Here is an 18,554-nt window from a genome sequence, read left to right as displayed (position 1 = left end):
CATTAATGAGCCTTTGAACTCCATTAATGAGCCTTTGAACTCCATTAATGAGCCTTTGAACTCCATTAATGAGCCTTTGAACTCCATTAATGAGCCTTTGAACTCCATTAATGAGCATCTGAACTCCATTAATGAGCATCTGAACTCGATTAATGAACCTTTGAACTCGATTAATGAACCTTTGAACTCGATTAATGAACCTCTGAACTCGATTAATGAACCTCTGAACTCCATTAATGAGCCTTTGAACTTCATTAACAAACCTTTAGGTAGCGGTGAGTAGTCCCCAATCCCTAATTCCCAGCCCCCAAGCCTCAATACCCAAATACCAAATACCATGCAAAACCGCAACTCAAAAGCTACAAACACACTTGGAAAACCATTCGCCACTACAACCACCAGCCACAGACCTTTCCTAGAAATTAAAGACGTTAGCAAAGTCTATCCCACAAAGAAAGGCCCCTTCACCGTACTCGATAGCGTTAACCTTAACGTCGAACAAGGCGAGTTTATTTGCGTCATCGGTCACTCTGGCTGCGGCAAATCGACACTACTAAATATGGTATCCGGTTTTAACTTTCCTACTTCCGGGCAAGTGTTGCTGGAAGGAGAACCCATTACCAAACCAGGCTCAGACAGGATGGTTGTCTTTCAAAACTATGCCTTGCTACCTTGGCGAACAGCTTTTGAAAATATCTACTTAGCTGTTAACGCCGTTTATCCCAACAAACCACAAGCCGAAAAAAGAGCGATCGTGCGCGATCATTTGGCAATGGTGGGACTAGCTGATGCGATGGAAAAGAAACCAATGCAAATGTCAGGTGGTATGAGACAAAGGGTTTCTATTGCTCGTGCTTTGGCGATTCGTCCCAAAGTCTTAATTTTAGATGAACCTTTCGGGGCTTTGGATGCAATCACCAAAGAAGAATTACAGGAAAAATTGCTCAAAATTTGGAATGAGAATCGCTGCACAGTGCTAATGATTACCCACGACATTGATGAGGCATTATTTTTAGCAGATAAATTAGTAATGATGACTAACGGCCCTCATGCAAAAATTGGCGAAGTCATGGAAATTCCCTTTTCTCGTCCACGCGATCGCGCCCGGATTATGGAAGATCCACAATACTACCAACTGCGTAATTATGCCCTAGATTTCCTCTTTAATCGCTTTGCCCATGATGATGTTAACTAGTAGCTTTTCAATTTGATAAAGGTTAGCGGGCTGCATTTATGCCCGCTTTTGACATTGCTGACGTGTTGTGCTTTGTTTGTTTATATTTGGTTTGCGATCGCTTTGACCCGATACCATAAAAGAAAAGTGGTGACTTTTGTCAGCCACTGGCGTCATTGGATATAGAAAATCGAACCAAATCTTAAATATGAAACTTTATAAAGAAGATTTGCAATGGGCTGCTTCGCAAGGTTTAATCTCCCCGGAACAAGTGAATGCACTTTGGGATGCAATGTCTGAGCGTAACAGCGATCGGCCTCAATTTAATTTTGCCAATGTAGCTTTTTACTTTGGCGCGTTGATTGTGATCTCTGCCATGACTTGGTTTATGGTACTAGCTTGGGAGTCGTTTGGCGGTGGCGGAATTTTTCTCCTAGCCAGCATTTATGCCTTTTGCTTCGTCATCATGGGTAGAAGGCTGTGGTTCGACCAAAATCTGAAAGTTCCTGGAGGACTGTTATTTACAATCGCAGTTTGCATGACTCCCCTAGCGATTTATGGACTGCAAAGATGGACGGGATTTTGGATTCAAGCCGACCCGGGAACATATCGTGATTACTATCATTGGATCAAAGGCAGCTGGTTTTTCATGGAAGTGGGAACTATCATTGCAGCTTTAGTTGCACTCAAGTTTGTGCGGTTTCCGTTTTTGACTGCTCCCATTGCTTTTTCGCTGTACTTCATATCGATGGATTTAACACCACTGCTATTTGGTAAAACTGATTTTAATTGGAAGCAACAAGTATTAGTTTCTATGTGGTTTGGTATCGCGTGTTTAATCGTTGCGTACCTAATCGACATTCGCACTCGCAGGCGGGATGGAGATTTTGCTTTTTGGCTGTATCTGTTTGGATTAATCCCTTTCTGGTTTAGTCTTTCTTTCATGGGAGACAGTAACGAATTCCAAAAATTTATATATTGTTTGATTAATTTAGGCTTAATGGTGCTGTCGGTGTTGTTGAGGCGAAAAGTTTTTATAGTCTTTGGGGCAATAGGTGTATTTGGATATTTTGGATATCTTGCCTCTACAGTTTTTAATAATGCCGTACTATTTCCGATTGTGCTGACTATTCTGGGAATATTTGTGATCTATTTGGGTATTTTGTATCAACGCAACAGCCAAGCTATTGAGCGTTTCTTTGAAGGCTTACTACCAGAACAATTGAGACAAATTTTACCGAGAGATTAAAAGGGAACTAAAAAAGATGTGGGGACGCCAAGACGCAAACAGGGATATCCTTATGTCCCCTTCAAGCATTAGCTCTATTACAATACAGATGTCCACTGTGCTGTCCATCCACGTAAATCCAGAAGATAATCGATGAGTAATCAACTACAAGACTACAATCCTAGCGGCGTAGGTGAAATAAATGGCAACCTCTTAGGTTTGCCCTGCGATTACGAGTCTGCAAACTTGATTGTCTTTGGTGTGCCTTGGGAAGTCACTGTTTCCTATGGCGCAGGCACAGCTAACGGTCCACAGAGAATTCTAGATGCTTCGACTCAACTAGATTTGTTCGATTTCGATAACCCTAATGGTTGGAAGCAGGGAATTTTCATGGTAGAAATTCCCCAGGATATTTTAGAGAAGAATACATACTACCGCGCCTTGGCAGCAAAAATTATCGAGCGATTAGCCCAAGGGAAACAACTCTCAGATACACCAGATTTAACACCTGTGCTGACAGAAATTAATCAGGCTTGTCAACAGGTTAATAAATGGCTGTTTGAAAATTGTCAACAAGCAATTAACAATGGTAAGCGAGTTGCAGTCATTGGTGGAGATCACAGTTCGCCGTTAGGTTATTTCCAAGCATTAGCGGCTAAGTACACGAACTATGGTATTTTGCACATAGATGCTCACGCAGATTTACGCGATGCCTATGAGGGATTTGAGTTTTCCCATGCGTCTATTATGTTTAATGCGATGAAAATACCGCAAATTTCCAAGCTAGTGCAGGTGGGTTTGCGTGATATTAGTCATGATGAAGTACAAATGATTGACCAATCTAGCGATCGCATTATTGCATATTACGACCCAGCCATTAAGCAAAAGCTTTACTCTGGAACAACTTGGATTGATTTATGCCGAGAAATTACCAGTCATTTACCTGAGTCCGTTTACATTAGCTTTGATGCAGATGGTCTAGATCCAAAACTCTGTCCCAGTACAGGTACTCCTGTTCCAGGTGGGTTGGAATTAGAGCAGACTTTTTGTCTGTTCCGAGAATTGGTAAATAGTGGGAGAAAAATTATTGGCTTTGATATCTGCGAAGTCGGTGATGCTGAGTGGGATGGTAATGTTGGAGCGCGGGTAGTTTACAAGCTGGCAAACTTGATGGATTTGTCTCAGTAGAAAATATATCGTAATTTGTAGTTGGAAGACGAATAGTGGAGTAATCATACAAATACGTTGGTAGGGGCACAGCATTGCTCATACATATCAACTAACGTAAAAGCAAGCCTGCCTAGAAAAAGCTTTTAGAGGTGTCTCGTTAAGAGTCTCAGACTGGGAATGCCCAATCAGAGGCTCCGCCTCAAGACTAGCGGCTTTGCCGCTATGAAAGACTATTTCCAGCCTCTGGCTGGAAACGAGATTTTAAAGGATTTTAGCTTAAATTTACACCAATGAGTAATGCTGTGCTTCTACGAAAAATCTATATGTATCAGGGTTTGCGTGAAATGGGATTAAAAGTGCGTATACCCATTACTGGAAAAGAGTACTCAGGATTTTTGTCAGCTAATACCATTTCATTGTGAGGCTGCACCAAATTTTCTTGGCTTCTTATTTCTTTTTTTATTTGTGTCCTACCCTGCGGGAAGCCACAACTCTTAGAGACGCTCCGCGAACTTGTCTATGCGCCCTTCTCTATCAGACGCTGCGCGAATGCAGTTCGTTCCTCATATAGTTTGACGCACCTTCATACAGAATTGGTATAACCATAGTTGGTGTTTTAGATAAAAGTTTGATCGCCGCAAAATATCTAACTTTTTGTATTTGATTTTAATATTGTTATGTGCATCTATGTAACTTGATAGCTATAGCTTTCCACATTGCCCAACTTCTATCCAAGATTCATGTGTATAAATATGCTAGAAACTAAATCAAGTCCTCATCCACATACAAACACATCAACCAATGCTGATACCTTGGCTGCATCTGTTATCTCCTCTTCTGCTCCTCAGGAAATCTACGATGTTGTAGTGGTTGGCGCTGGGCCTATTGGATTAGCAACTGCCATTGGCTTACGTAAACGTGGGATTGAAAATGTCCTTGTCGTCGATCAAACTCGCGCCTTTCGTGAAATTGGACAAGGATTGGATCTACTCCCCAATGGATTACAAGCTCTCAAACATTTAGATCCTAACGCTTACGAAGAAGTCAAAAAAATTGGACTTGGTTTCTTGAATTCCAATCAGTTTAATGGCCAGAAAACTATTGAACCTACTCAAGAGCAACAACCTCCAAAGACTTCACCTCAATGGGCTTATAAAAATTTACAGGGGCAGATAATTCGGTCAATCTCGCTTAGTTTCGATGACTGGTTTAAAGATTATGGCGAGGGTCGAGTGTCAATTTCTTGGTGCAATTTGCAGACAACCCTAAGACAGCTACTTCCCCAAGACCGAGTTAAAGCTAATCACCGTTGTATTAATGTTGTGAATGAGCCGGAAAACGGTTGTGTCCGCATAGATTGTGTAGCTAACATAGGAATAGAAGCTAACCCCTATGCGTATTGGACAGAGGCGCAGAAACATAATGACACCCAGCCCCAAAATTCAGATGTTGCCCCCCAAGAATTAGCAACAAAATCGATTACAGCCAAACTAATTGTTGCAGCAGATGGGATTAATTCTACAGTTCGTAGGCTGCTTTACACAGATAGTCAATACCATAATTTTGCCCGACCTGAATACTCTGGATTTGCAGCTATATTTTGTAGGGAAGTTGCTGAGATAGCAAAGGAACTGCGGACTAAATTAGAAGAATATTTCTTTCAACACTCACCAATTGTAACAATTGCTAATGATGAAATATCTGGAAATTCTGTTTGTATAAATAACATCAGGATGATTTTATTTAATAGATCAACTACTCAACTAGGGTACACGATACATCTTGCTTTGCCTTTAGACTCATTGCAAGGAAAGTCTGAAAGTTCTTTAATTGACTTAGCTTTGCAGGAGTTGGAGAAGGCAGGCTTTCCTGATGCACTTAAGCAATTAGTACGTATATCTCCTCCTGCCAAGATGCAGCAGCGGCCATACTATATTCACCACGCTACCATTTCGGATTCTCTACAAGTTTCTAACCCAACTGACCTCAATACTGAAGCTGATCCTGCCAAAATTCCACCAGCCTGGAGTATAGGGCGAATCGTATTAGTTGGCGATGCCGCACATGGAATGCCTCCCTTCATGGCTCAAGGAGCTAATCAAGGATTTGAAGATGCACTAGTAGTTACAACACTCATCGCTAAAATTGCTGAGGAGAATAACTGGGATGATCCGCAAGCTATAGCCAAAGCTTTTGATAAATATGAGTGTCTTCGTCACCCATTAATGGCATACGTCCAACAGGCAACATTAAAACTGTCACCCTACTCGTCAGACAAAGTGTGGCAAGAATACGCCCAACAAGTGTATCGCCGCAATTTCGATCAATTGATAGAGGGGCTGTTGTAGATACATAGAACAGGAGGCAGTTCTAACTCCTGACTAATTATTAAAGTAATTAATATATCAATACAGTTCAGTTAAGCCTAAAACTCAACTTCTGCGTAGGTTGGGTTAAGGAACGAAACCCAACACCTCCGTGACTTTGTTGGGTTTCACTTCGTTCTACCCAACCTACAATTTTCTTAAGTGAACCGTATTGATTAATATATAGCAGTCCTATCTGATTTCGTTCAAATTCGCGGTGTCCAGATCCTTGACTTCTTATAGAAGTCGCGGATTTAACTTTTCACGAATGATTTAGGATTGCTATATGAGAGTGAATATTTAATTTTCTGAAAGTTCTATGTAATTGCGGTCTTAGTGCATTCCCCTCTTATCCAGGTTCGTCAATATTTAGATGTGTTTACCTTAATCATGAATAAGCGGAAGTTTTAATCTCTATTTTCATAATTATGAATTACCTCAATCATCTTCTAGCTTCAGCAATTGTTCATCAAGAGTCTGTATCCGCCCGCGCACAATTTCTTCTGAGAGAATTCGCTTCCGCATTGCCTCATTGAGTGCCCCTTTTTCTGCCAGCAGTAAACGCCGACGAATGGCATCAAGTTTACTACTGTTGCCACTTTTGCCTGACAACTCATCAGGACGACGATTATAAAGTTCCCGTAGTATTTTTTCTGCACCAGCAATTCGTACCTGATAAGCTGAACGCATCTCTTCATAAACGGCTTTTGGTAACACCCCTGATTTCAACAAGCTATCTAATTCATCCTGTGCTGCCTTACCTGTCATCAACTGAGCTTGTAATTCTTCAACCTGTTGTTGAGCTTCTGAAAATTTAGATAATTTTAAGCGTTTTACCACCCAAGGCAAACTTAAACCCTGTGCGACTAACGACACCAGCACACTGCCGAAGACTAAAGCGATGAGGACTTCTCGCCCTGGTAATGTAGTGGGTAAGCTCAATGCCAGAGCCATTGAGAGTGAACCTTTGATGTTGCCTAAAAACAGTAAATGTTGCCAGCGCAGCGGAATTGGGCGGTCAAACCAACGAACCACTGCTAGCAAAGGATAGACCGTAAGAACTCGCCCCACTTGATAAGCCAAAACTGCAAGTAGAATTGCAGGTAAAGTCCTCCAGAGCATTACCAGGTTTATTTGTACACCAATCAGCAGAAAAATAAAGGTGTTGACGGTAAAACTGGCATATTCCCAGAAACTTAATAAGGTGATGCGACTAGAAGCAGAAGTATTGCCAGAAAGCCCTAAATTCCCGAAAATTAATCCAGCCACAACTACGGCGACAGCACCTGATACATCTAGAAATTCTCCAGCCTGGAAAGTGCCTAATGCAACTGCTACTGTCAGTAATAGACTGCTAAGGGGATCATCCAAACGGGCGAATACAGGTATGCTTAAGTAGCCTAAGACTAACCCCACCAGGCAGCCTCCTAGAGAGATAAATAGAAATTGTTGGATTCCCTGTAGTAATGTGAGTGAACCTGTCGAATATACTTGCAAAACCAGGTTGAACGTAACTAGGGCAGCAGCATCGTTAAATAGGGTTTCTCCTTCAACGATGGTGGAAAGGCGAGAGGGTACCGGTATTTCCTTAAAGATGGCAATCATTGAAACTGTATCAGTATTTGCCAGCATTACTCCTACAAATAAGGCAGGTATCCAACTCAGTCCCAGCCCAAATTTCAACAGAACGGCAATAATACCACTGGAAAGCACAGCCCCTGGCCCAGCGAGAAGGGCAATTGGTTTAAAGGTGCTGCGTAGGCGGCTGACATCTGTATTAATACCAGCTTCAAAGAGGAGAATTGGCAGAAAAAGATTCAAAACAAGGGTTGGATTTAAACCAATCGGACGAGATAATAACTCAGTGATCGGCAAACCTGCTAATACTAAACCCACAACATAAGGAATTCGCAACCGCCGGGATAGCAAAGCTACACCTGTAGCAACGATTAGGAGAATAATTAAAACTTTGACTAATTCTGTAACATCCACTATTGCGTTTTGGAAAGTTAGTTTGACTTGACTGATAAATTCTCTCCTCATTCATGCCAAATTAGCAAGTTCAGCGTCTGGGTTCGGAATGTCGAATTTCCTCCATTTGACCAACTTAAAAAAATTAAAGTGAATGGTTGCCCCATTTCTCGTTCGATAAATTCTTCTAATAACTCTACTTGTCGAGGTGTGACAGGTTCTCTTCCCCGCAGCCTAAGCCAATCATACCGATGGGATGTTTAGGCTGCATATAGCTGGACTTCCGATGAAAAAGAGCCAGTAACCAACTTAAATCCCAATCCAAAATCCAATTCAGATGTATATGTTGCAGATGTTCCCCTACCTGAACGTGGACAAAAAGTCTTAGGAACAAACGCGGCAGTTCGCTTGGAAATCTCCAAATGGCAATAAATGTGATTGTTAAGTTGTAGTCACTCAAGGCAACTTTGAGGAGTGATAGTAGGGAATAGGGAGTAAAGAAAGGTTTTTTCGTTTTGTTAATTTGGATACCTAACAAAGTTGCTGCAAGCGATCGCTAATAAATTAGAAGGTACGGGTGTTTCTGTGACGGCGCTTTGTCCAGGGCCTACAGAATCTGGTTTTCAACAAAGAGCCGCAATGGAAAACTCAAAGCTGGTAAGCGGTCAAAAGATTATGACTGCGGAAGCAGTAGCCGAGATCGGCTATCGTGGTCTATTGGAAAACAAAACTGTTGTTGTTCCTGGAATAAAAAATAAGCTACTGGCTGAATCCGTAAGATTTACTCCCAGAAAGCTAGTGACTAAACTAGTTAGAAACATGCAGGAAAGCAAATAAGTTGTAACGCCCCCGCGTCCTGTTAATTTAATCCCCTTGTGGATGCTCATCCCACAAGGTTGTCAGTTCCCGTAAACTTTGATGATTGCCATTCCCCAAAATCAGATGATCTAATACCGGAATGCCCAAAAGCAGCGCCCCTGCTAACAACTGACGCGTTAACTCTATATCTTCGTGGCTGGGTTCAAGGTTCCCAGAAGGATGGTTGTGAGCAACTATTACCCGCGTTGCACCTTGGCGAATAACTTCCCGAAAGATTTCACGGGGAGAGGCTAGGGTTTCGGTTGCGGTGCCAATGGTAATTACTTGCGTACCCAACAAACGATTCTTGACATCTAACAGTACCACTGCAAAACGTTCTTTTGTTTGCCACATCAAATCTTGACTGAGGGTAGCAGCAGCAGCAAGTGGGCTATCAATTAATGTGCCATCTAAAGGTCGAGATTGAAAGGCGCGTTTGCCCAATTCAATTGCTGCTAAGATACTTGTCGCCTTCGCTGGGCCAACACCAGAAATTTGCATCAACTCAGCGGGGGTAACTTCTCGCAGAACTACCAAAGGATCACGTTGGTGTTTGCCTAATTCGCTCAAGATATATTGTCCCAAACCCACAGCAGATAATTTTCCCGGCCCTTGACCAGTGCCTAGAAGAATTGCAATTAACTCCGCTGTGGCTAAAATTTTGGCACCGTGCGTCATTAGCCGTTCACGCGGACGCTCATTTGTAGGTAGGTCAGCAATTCTAAGGCAATAGGTCATAAACTAAGATAATCGTCACCACACATCAAACTATCCTTATTTATCCCTTGTTTGCTCTATAGATCATCTTTATTTGAGAAAATCTTTAATCTTTGGCAATTCTCTCCTTTCAGCACATCTTGCCTTCACAAGAATAACGGTCATCAATAGCAAGATGTTACGTTTAGAGTTAGGCGACTTTATCAATCGGTGAGGACGAGGCAATTTGAAAGTTATCTGTGAAGCTTTGCTGTGCCGTTATGCGTGTAGTAACTGAGATTATATCAGTGTTAGTTTACCTAATGTAATTCAATAATCTGTGATAAATCTCCGATATGGAACTAAATATCCGTGACGGGTTTCATTTAACTAGCATTTACCCCACAGATAAAACTGCATACTTGGAACATTTCAACGACAGAAGTATTTCCTATACAATTCCTGTCATCCCCTATCCCTATACAGAAGCTGCCGCAGATTGGTGGATACAGCATAGGCTTGAGTTTTTGAGAGAAAATGGAAGAGAAATATCCTTTGCACTTCGCAACCCTGAAGGTTATTTAATTGGTTCAGTTGGTGTAGATGACTTAAAAGTTGGGAAAGCACATAGAGTAGAGATTGGCTACTGGCTAGCTAAAGCATATCGTGGGCAAGGATTAGCTACTGATGCGCTCCATGTTTTTGTTCAGTATGCGTTTGATAATCTCGAAGTGATTCGCCTAACTGCTCATGTTATTGATTTCAATATCGCTTCAGTGAAGGTTTTAGAGAAAAACAGATTTAAGCGAGAAGGGTGCTTAAGGCAACATACGAAAACTCAAAATGGTATATTCAATACACTTGCTTACGGTTTGCTTAAAGACGATAGTACGATCGCATAATTTTCACGCCAAAGTTCAACTAAGCTACATGGTTTTGGATTGGTAGCCATGATAATTATGAGCGGTTCTTTTCCTAAGTCGTCTTTCAATTGATGGAACTATACTACTCCCTATTTCCTACTCCCCACTCCCTATCCCAGTTATTAGTACATTTGCGTTGCTTTCAGCATGTGGTAGGTAATTATTAACTGAGTAAGAGCGAGGGGGTAACTTTGCAATGTCTCCCCAGTTGTACCAGCAATTCTACCCAGTTCTGGATTACTTTCGCGATCGCAAATACTTCGTAAATGGGGCATATCAGAACAAATAATATGCTCTAGCTTATTCACCTGTTCTAAGGTTGCATGACCATCAACTTCTAAAACATCCACAGGCTTACTCATATCCCTGTCTAGCCCCAGGCGGATCGCTGAGTCAGAATTACCATAGCTAGAATTGATAATCGGGGTAAAATCTGGGTGGGGAATTGTCGGACGTAGTACCAAACGCACATTTAAATGTCCATTGGTTTCATCAGCTTCCTCAATGGGTGGGTAAAAACTAATTACTATATCAGACCATTGCCGCTGCGGACGGATGAATTGTGCTGAGTCTGGTTCGCGCTTTTCTAATTCCCCTATTACCTGTTGGGCAGTGTAGCCGCGCTTTTGCGTATCCCGCTTGACTTTCCACTTAGTGCGTAGTTCTTCAGGAGGTGCAAGGTAAACTTTAACATCATAAGAATCACGGGCAGCACGAGTAGAATAACCGAGTAATCCCTCAATAATCACGAATTTACTAGGCTTGATATACTGCGGTGGCTCGAATGTGCCGGTTCTATGGCTGTAAATTGGTTTAAGAATTGGCTGTCCTGTGCGTAGCAACGACAGGTGTTGCTGCATAATATCTAAATGGTTGCAGTCGGGGTGGAGAGCAGTGATCCCAATTTCTGCACGTTCTTTGCGATCATAACGGTGGTAATCATCTGTACAGATGATTGTGACATTTTCTGGGCCGAGTGCTTGAGCGATTCCGCGCGTTAGTGTTGTTTTCCCAGCAGCGCTGTCGCCGACAATACCAAGAATTATTGGACGGCTCATCATACCTCCCAGAATGAAAGCAAGTTTATTAATACAATTTCCCTACAATAGTTTTAATTCTAGAAGGGTTTAGGCGAGTAACTCAAGTAAAGGCTTGGTATGCAATATCTCTACATATAGAATGTCTGTGCGCTGGTTTATTGCATAATAATTACAAACTAGATCACTTTCAGAGTCATCTGTACCCATAATCATGGATGTAGCAGCTGAGTTTCAGAATTAAGCATCCGAATTTTGTGATATCTCATCCTATACAATAGAAATAAATCAGGTTGAATTCCCAAACCTGACCTAAACATAATCTTTGACTGAGCGGCTATCAAGATTAAACTAGAGCGTACACTTTAGCTTCCCAAGGGAAGATACCTTCTCTGCCTACCCATTCTGATGGAACTATCCGCTCTTGAGTAATTTCCTTCCACTGCTTGCCAACTGGCGTTGCAGGCCAATTCGGAACTCTGTACTCAGAACCAATAGAAGTGCCGTAGTCAGAGAAATTTGCCACTATAACTACTAATTGATCGGCTTTATTACCACGCTGCCAGACTAGAACTCGTTTACCATCATTAAAGTCAATATGAATAAATTGAGTATCATTCATAGCTAAAGCATCAGAAGTCTTACGCAAGCGAATCAACCTCGCAACGTATTGGAAAATGCGTTGCCGCCAATCATCTTTCACACGGCTGTAATTAACAGGATCAATCTGCTTATGATCATCTGTTGGAGGCAAATCCTGCTGAGCGGCAAATTCATCTCCGGCAAGGATCATGGGAATTCCTACAGCGGTAAGCAGGCAGACAAATGCCAACTTAATCCGCGGTTCAGTATGATCAATTCCATTACTAACAAGGTAGCTGAAGAAACGCTCGTTACCATAACCGCCAACATCATGGGAAGTTATATAGTTTACCGCCTGAGAACCATCTGTAAAGCCTAAGTTTCGGCAATCAATTAGTTTGCGGATACTCCACTCAAAACTGGGTTCATCCCAGGCATTCTTACCTAAAATCACCTGTCGGATGATTTGCTTGAACTTTTCATTCCAAAGTCCATCCAGACGATTTTGGTGGATGAGAGATAAGGGTACACTCAACTCTTCGCCAACTACGAGGAAGCCATCACTGCTTCCACCTCTTTTGTCCCAAAGAGTGCGGGCAAAATCTTTGAATTCCTGCAAAAAGTCATAGTTGGCAATATTGTTGACGCTATCCAACCGCAAACCATCAACCCGATAGTATTCCAACCAGTGGGCAATATGAGCTTTTAAATATTCACGGGCTGGGACAAGCCAGGACTTTTGCCCAGTAATTGGGTTATAGCCCTCTACCCAATAGTCGTACTTAAATAAATCCCCACCAAAGCCATCTCTTGACCCTTGTTCTGGATCACCACTAGCCCATTTGATGTAAAATTCCAAAAAATTAACGTTATGGTAAGGGTTATTCCGCGAGAATGCCATCACCACATCCACAAAAAAGCGCAACCCTTGCTGATGACAAACTTTGATCAGATTAGCTAAATCAGTCGAAGCAGTAGGTGCTGACTCGCTATTTGGACTTCCTAAGTCAAAATCTGCTGCAAAATAATTTGCTGTACCATAGCCCCAATTGAGATTATCATCACTGTCTTCTGGTGGCAGAAGTTCTAAGGCATTGATTCCCAGTTCCACAAGATGAGCGCGGTTATTCAAGGCGCTGACTATGGGAAAAGTAGGAGCGATCGCTTCTGGGATCAACAGTGCCAGTACGTCACGAAATGTGCCGTTTCCTTCTTCAATCAATCCATTTGAGTTAATCTTTGTCCAGCGGGTTGGTAATTCGTAAATCACCAGTTGATTATTGTTTGGCAGCGTCTCTAAAGGAGCATCGCCTTCCCAATTTACAGTTTGCCCTTGGGGATCACAGGGAATCAGCGTCCCATTTTGATAAAGTACGACGCTTGCCGGATCGAAGCTAGCAACACCTCCCGATTCTGACGGCGTTGGCGCACGTAAGCGTCGATCCACAGTTGTCGCTGTTGGATCTGTGCAGTAGAGAATTTGGTTAGCATTGGCAGAGTCGTAGGGGTCTGAGTTGCGGACTTTAAACCAATAAAAGTAGACCTGTCCTTCAGTCAGACCAGATTCTTCAGCCGAAACTTCCCACAATTCTGGAAATTCTGTTGATTGACGAAGCGGAATCTCTTTGAATTGAGCTAATCTGTCTGGGCTTTCGGGAGCAGTGTTGCCAATATAGAGAGTGGGAGCTAGTTCTGAAGCAGCGGGACGCCACAAGACAAAATGAGTTTTTTTGCGGCTCAGTAAATCGATAGGCATTACAAAAACCTCTGATCAAAGTTCAGTTATGAAGTTCTTACACAACAGCCGAGTGTTATTCCAGACGATAGATTGAATTTCTTTAAACTGTCAATATTAGGCAGGGGATTGAGTATTTTGCTGGTAATAGGAAGTTAACTTTATCTATATCAAGGTCTCGATATTTACTGCTATTGGCTTTCATCCCTGAGTTAAAAGACATTCAATCCTCAAAAGTTTTTGGATTTTGAAGATTGCATTTCGGGATTATATGCACATTTCTGTTCAGAGGTAAAGAAAAAGACTGTACATTAAGTAGTAAGTACAACTTTGTGTAAAAGCGTAGCATTGTTAATGCAGGCAGATACATTAAGAATGCAAGCCGACGCATTAACAATGTGAGCCGACGCATTAACAATGTAAGCCGACGCATTAACAATGTAAGCCGATGCATTAACAATGCAAGCCGACGCATTAACAATGTAAGCCGATGCATTGGCATTGCCGGGTATTGCCAAATTTAATTCGCTATGAATTAATGACAGGACTTACGCAAAATCATGAAAAAACGAACCGTAAAGGACGCATAGACACGAAGTGGCTTCCCGCAGGGTAGGACACAAAGGAATAAAGTTTCAGAGAGTTATTGCGTAAGTCCTAAATGAAATGCTGTACTAAGTGTAGTGTTGAGTTGGCGATCGCTAACTCTCAAAAAAAGGAACGCACCTTATGACAACTCAAACATTAGGACTCGAACAAAACCTTTATGACTATTTACTATCAATCTCTCTGCGAGAGCCAGAGATTTTGACCCAACTAAGACAGGAAACAGCCCAGTATCCAATCGGGAGGATGCAGGTTGCTCCCGAACAGGGGCAGTTTCTGGCATTACTGGTGCAGTTGTTAGCAGCCAAGAAAACTTTGGAAATTGGGGTATTTACAGGCTATAGTGCCTTAGTGGTGGCATTGGTGTTACCGAGCCACGGTCAGGTGGTAGCCTGTGATGTGAGCGAGGAATTTACAACGATCGCACGGCGCTATTGGCAGCAAGCAGGAGTGGCGGATAAAATTCAACTGCACATTGCCCCAGCTTTGGAGACTTTGGATCGGCTACTCGCAACAAAAGAAGCGGAAACTTTTGATTTTGCCTTCATCGATGCAGATAAGAGCAACTATGATGGCTATTATGAGCGATCGCTGCAATTAGTGCGACGGGGAGGACTGATTGCGATCGATAATGTCCTCTGGTCAGGCAGGGTTGCCGACCCCCAAGTGCAAGATAATAGAACTAAAAAGATTCGTGCCTTTAATCAAAAGCTGCATCAAGATCAGCGAGTTAGTCTTAGTGTAGTAGCGATCGCAGATGGCTTGACTCTGGCACTGAAGAAGTAATATCTTTTAATCCCCATTTATCCATTTGTTACGAACGCAGAAGCGGCGTAGTGTCACTTTTACAAAAAATAGTGGTTCCATAAGTTACTTTCATCTATAACGCTCGAGGAAGAAGACCATTTATAGTAGCTGATTCCTACTAAAATCCACTTTTGCTACTCTGAAGTGTCATCCTAAAAATTTTCTTTCTTTGAAGATTAATAAAGGGGACAATTTTTTATCCATACACATTTTTTTCTGTTTTTAAATATTTATTCTGTAGTATATTATTACTAGACCAAAGTGGATAAATGCATCTACTAATTGTTTAACCTTTAATATCCGTGGAAGATATTCAGCAAGCAGTAGAAAGAATTTTGCAAGACAAGCCTCTTGCTTCCATTCAGTGGTTTGTGCTCTCTCAATCGTGGTTGGGCAAAAGTTACAGTGAAATGGCAGAGGCATCAGGCTACTGCAACAATTACATCAAGGAAGTTGGCTCTGAGTTGTGGCAAGACCTTTCCGTTGCACTTGGAAAAAGAGTAACGAAAAAAAATCTGCATTTAGCCTTGAATAAATACCTGCAAAACAAAATAGGTGCTCGGGAAAATCAGAGCCAACATCAGTTCGGTGAAGTATCTAGCTTAGAAATATCTCCAGACTTTTTTTCAGCAAGCAAGATAGAATTTCCTAGCGGCCCTGTACCACTGGGTTCTCCTTTTTACATCAATCGCCCTCCCCTGGAAGAACTTGTTTGTAACGAGATTTTACACCCTGGTTGCTTAATCCGGATTAAAGCACCTAGAAATATGGGAAAAAGTTCACTGCTCAACCGGATGATTGCTTATGCTAGAGAGCAAGGTTATCAAATTGTCTATTTGGACTTTCAAGAAGCTGACCAAGACGTTTTTGCTTGTATTGATAAATTTTTGCGTTGGTTTTGTGTCAATGTCAGCAGGCAGTTAAATCTCTTTCCAAGTCTAAATGATTTTTGGGATACAGAAATGGGCAGCAAGGTAAGCTGCAAAATATATTTTGAAGCATATCTGCTGCAATACATTGATCATAGTCCTGTAGTTTTGGCTTTGAATGAAGTCCATCGAGTTTTTGAACATCCCAATATTGCCCAAGACTTTCTGCCAATGCTGCGATTTTGGCATGAACAAGCAAAGCAGGATCAAATCTGGCAAAAACTGCGGATGGTGGTGGTTCACACAACAGAAATTTATATTCCGCTCAACCTTAACCAATCACCTTTCAATGTAGGGATAACAATTACGCTGCCACCGTTTACTCTCAATCAGGTACAGAATTTAGCATTATGTTACGGACTACATTGGGCAGCAGAATCCAAAGGGGCAAAACGCCTTGTACCCTTACAAGTAATGGTAGGAGGACATCCCTATTTAGTGAGCCTTGCGCTTTATCATCTATGTCAGGAGGAAATGACATTAGAGGTGTTACTAGAAACCGCATCTACACCAGTGGGAATTTACAGTCAGCATTTACGAGAATTGTTGAACCTACTCCAAAAAGAACCAGAATTAATGGCAGCTATGCAACAGGTAATTGCGACAGATGAAAAAGTAGAGCTAGACGCGATCGCTGCTTATAAGCTAGAAAGCATGGGTTTGGTTCAACTAAACGGCAATCAAGCTCACACGATGTGTGAGTTATATCGCCTTTATTTTAGCCAACAACTTGGACACTCAGGGTACTAATGGTTCTGGTAGACTATTAAAAGACAAATAATCAAAATAACTAATTCTCATTCTTAATATGAATTTTGTCAATTGTCCCGATACTAATTCATTTATTAAGAACGTGAACGAATTTTAAATTTTAAATCAAATGAACAATTATCGATACCAAGTTGGCGGCACTTTGACTAGTGACGCTCCTAGCTATGTTGAGCGCAGGGCAGATGTAGAACTCTACGAAGCCTTGAAACAGGGTGAATTTTGCTACATTCTTAGCTGTAGGCAAATGGGCAAATCCTCACTGATGGTCAAAACAAAGCATCGCTTGCAACAAGAAGGTTTTAGATGTGCAACCGTTGATATGACTAATATTGGTTGCGAAAATATAACTCCAGAGCAGTGGTATAAGGGAATTATCGGGGACTTATGGTTAGGTTTTAAACTGTTAGGAAAAGTCAATTTAAAAAGTTGGTGTGAACAACAAAGTGATATCTCTTCAGTTCAAAAACTCAGTCGGTTTATTTCGGAAAATCTGTTAGCTCAATTTCCTAACGAAAGATTATTTATTTTTATTGATGAAATTGATAGTATTCTCAACCTGGATTTCTCTGTTGATGACTTTTTTAACTTAATTCGATTTTGCTACAACCAACGAGCAATTGATCCAGAGTATCATCGGATTACATTTGCAATTTTCGGTGTTGCGACACCTTCAGAATTAATTCTATATCGAAATCATTCTACACCGTTTAATTTTGGTAAAGCTATACAAGTGAATGGTTTCACATTTGAAGAAGCTCAACCACTATCATTGGGACTGGATATTAAAGACAATCATCCCCAAAAAGTTTTGAAAGAAGTATTAGCTTGGACAGAAGGGCAACCATTTCTTACTCAAAAGCTGTGTCGGCTACTTGTCAGTTTATCTCAAGATGATGTGGGTAGAAAGCTAAAATTTCCCCCTGGCACAGAAGAATTTTGGATAGAAAATGTGGTGCGATCGCACATCATCGAGAAATGGGAATCACTTGATGAACCAGAGCATTTGCGGACAATTCGCGATCGCATCCTCAGAAACGAACAATTTGCCGCCAGATTGCTAGGAATTTATCAGCAAATTCTCCAAGGAGTGGAAGTACCAGCCGACGACAGTCGAGAACAGGTAGAACTATTACTATCTGGTTTGGTGATCAAAAAGCAAGGTTTTCTCCAAATCAAAAACCGAGTTTATCAAGAAGTTTTCAATTTAGAATGGGTTGGAAAAAAATTAGCTTACTTGCGCCCCTACTACGAAACCTTCAATGCATGGGTAGCCTCAAAGGAAAAGGATGAATCTCGCCTATTGCACGGACAAGCCTTGATTGATGCCCAAATTTGGGCAAATGGCAAAAGCTTGAACAACTCAGATTATCGATTTTTAGCTGCTAGTGAAGAATTAGATCGGCGAGAAATGCAGCAAGCATTAGAGGCCGAACGTGCCAAAGAAGTTGAAGCACGACTTGCAGAACAACAAAAAAGGCTGGTTCAACAAAAGAAATTTGCAAGAATAGTAACACTTTTGCTCTTGGGCATGACGATTAAGTTGGTGATTTCTATAGTCTGGGGAATGTCGCTTTTACGAAAGATTGATGCTTTAGAATCACAGGGTAAATGTACCCAGATAGGGCATCAGGGCAAAGTAATAACTGCAAATTCTCGGTTAGGTGGATGCTGAGGCGAATTTTAGATTTTACTTTTTACAGA

Annotated in this window: 14 protein-coding genes and 2 pseudogenes; 10 read left to right on the top strand and 6 right to left on the bottom strand. The window is 41.6% G+C overall.

Annotated features, from left to right (window positions below):
* From V7K21_RS22110 to V7K21_RS22090, 5 genes are all read left to right on the top strand, one after another.
* Positions 1-283 (top strand): hypothetical protein (locus V7K21_RS22110; RefSeq protein WP_335177355.1); only part of this gene is annotated, 283 nt, incomplete at its 5' end.
* A 54-nt stretch (positions 284-337) separates the two neighbouring features.
* On the top strand, positions 338-1,195 hold the full coding sequence (locus V7K21_RS22105; RefSeq protein ID WP_335177354.1) for a nitrate ABC transporter ATP-binding protein: 858 nt from the start codon (positions 338-340) through the stop codon (positions 1,193-1,195).
* 187 nt (positions 1,196-1,382) lie between these two features.
* On the top strand, positions 1,383-2,423 hold the full coding sequence (locus tag V7K21_RS22100; protein WP_335177353.1) for a DUF2157 domain-containing protein: 1,041 nt from the start codon (positions 1,383-1,385) through the stop codon (positions 2,421-2,423).
* A gap of 132 nt (positions 2,424-2,555) precedes the next feature.
* Complete coding sequence (gene speB / locus V7K21_RS22095; protein WP_335177352.1) at positions 2,556-3,590, top strand: agmatinase SpeB; 1,035 nt, start codon at positions 2,556-2,558, stop codon at positions 3,588-3,590.
* Positions 3,591-4,324: 734 nt separating this feature from the next.
* Positions 4,325-5,920, top strand: coding sequence for an FAD-dependent oxidoreductase (locus V7K21_RS22090; protein ID WP_335177351.1), 1,596 nt, complete (start codon positions 4,325-4,327; stop codon positions 5,918-5,920).
* Between the two features lie 456 nt (positions 5,921-6,376).
* On the opposite strand, the gene V7K21_RS22085 is transcribed toward V7K21_RS22090, so the two are convergent.
* From V7K21_RS22085 to V7K21_RS22075, 3 genes and pseudogenes are all read right to left on the bottom strand, one after another.
* On the bottom strand, positions 6,377-7,930 hold the full coding sequence (locus tag V7K21_RS22085; protein WP_335177350.1) for a cation:proton antiporter: 1,554 nt from the start codon (positions 7,928-7,930) through the stop codon (positions 6,377-6,379).
* A gap of 70 nt (positions 7,931-8,000) precedes the next feature.
* Positions 8,001-8,148 (bottom strand): annotated as a pseudogene (locus tag V7K21_RS22080) (TIGR00341 family protein); the annotation flags it as partial.
* Complete coding sequence (locus tag V7K21_RS22075) at positions 8,106-8,447, bottom strand: hypothetical protein (protein WP_335177349.1); 342 nt, start codon at positions 8,445-8,447, stop codon at positions 8,106-8,108. The pseudogene V7K21_RS22080 and the gene V7K21_RS22075, both read right to left, overlap by 43 nt.
* 8 nt (positions 8,448-8,455) lie before the next feature.
* Here V7K21_RS22075 and V7K21_RS22070 point away from each other — a divergent pair.
* A pseudogene (locus V7K21_RS22070) lies at positions 8,456-8,746 on the top strand (SDR family NAD(P)-dependent oxidoreductase); the annotation flags it as partial.
* 27 nt (positions 8,747-8,773) lie between these two features.
* On the opposite strand, the gene radC reads toward V7K21_RS22070, so the two are convergent.
* Entirely contained in the window at positions 8,774-9,505 is a 732-nt protein-coding gene (gene radC, locus V7K21_RS22065; protein ID WP_335177348.1) for a RadC family protein, read from the bottom strand.
* Positions 9,506-9,819: 314 nt separating this feature from the next.
* Between radC and V7K21_RS22060 the strand changes: the two genes are divergently transcribed.
* The gene (locus tag V7K21_RS22060) at positions 9,820-10,365 is read left to right on the top strand and encodes a GNAT family N-acetyltransferase (RefSeq protein WP_335177347.1); all 546 of its coding nucleotides are present in this window, start codon (positions 9,820-9,822) and stop codon (positions 10,363-10,365) included.
* 143 nt (positions 10,366-10,508) lie between these two features.
* Here the strand turns inward: V7K21_RS22060 and V7K21_RS22055 are convergent, their stop codons facing one another.
* Together V7K21_RS22055 and V7K21_RS22050 are read right to left on the bottom strand one after the other, a co-directional pair.
* Positions 10,509-11,444 (bottom strand): phosphoribulokinase, encoded by a 936-nt coding sequence (locus V7K21_RS22055; protein WP_335177356.1) that lies wholly within the window; start codon positions 11,442-11,444, stop codon positions 10,509-10,511.
* A gap of 325 nt (positions 11,445-11,769) precedes the next feature.
* A complete protein-coding gene (locus V7K21_RS22050) occupies positions 11,770-13,761 on the bottom strand; it encodes an alpha-amylase family glycosyl hydrolase (protein ID WP_335177346.1) in 1,992 nt (663 codons plus the stop codon).
* Between the two features lie 708 nt (positions 13,762-14,469).
* Between V7K21_RS22050 and V7K21_RS22045 the strand changes: the two genes are divergently transcribed.
* The 3 genes from V7K21_RS22045 to V7K21_RS22035 all read left to right on the top strand — a co-directional run bounded on the left by V7K21_RS22045 (position 14,470) and on the right by V7K21_RS22035 (position 18,525).
* A complete protein-coding gene (locus V7K21_RS22045; protein ID WP_335177345.1) occupies positions 14,470-15,132 on the top strand; it encodes a class I SAM-dependent methyltransferase in 663 nt (220 codons plus the stop codon).
* Positions 15,133-15,449: 317 nt separating this feature from the next.
* A complete protein-coding gene (locus tag V7K21_RS22040) occupies positions 15,450-16,832 on the top strand; it encodes an AAA-like domain-containing protein (RefSeq protein ID WP_442948907.1) in 1,383 nt (460 codons plus the stop codon).
* A gap of 130 nt (positions 16,833-16,962) precedes the next feature.
* Positions 16,963-18,525 (top strand): AAA-like domain-containing protein, encoded by a 1,563-nt coding sequence (locus V7K21_RS22035; RefSeq protein ID WP_335177343.1) that lies wholly within the window; start codon positions 16,963-16,965, stop codon positions 18,523-18,525.
* Positions 18,526-18,554 lie beyond the last annotated feature (29 nt).

The sequence above is a fragment of the Nostoc sp. genome, assembly GCF_036919595.1.
In the GTDB taxonomy this organism is placed as follows: domain Bacteria; phylum Cyanobacteriota; class Cyanobacteriia; order Cyanobacteriales; family Nostocaceae; genus Nostoc.
Note: the sequence above shows the minus strand (reverse complement) of the source record. Positions and strands in the feature narration are given on the sequence as shown.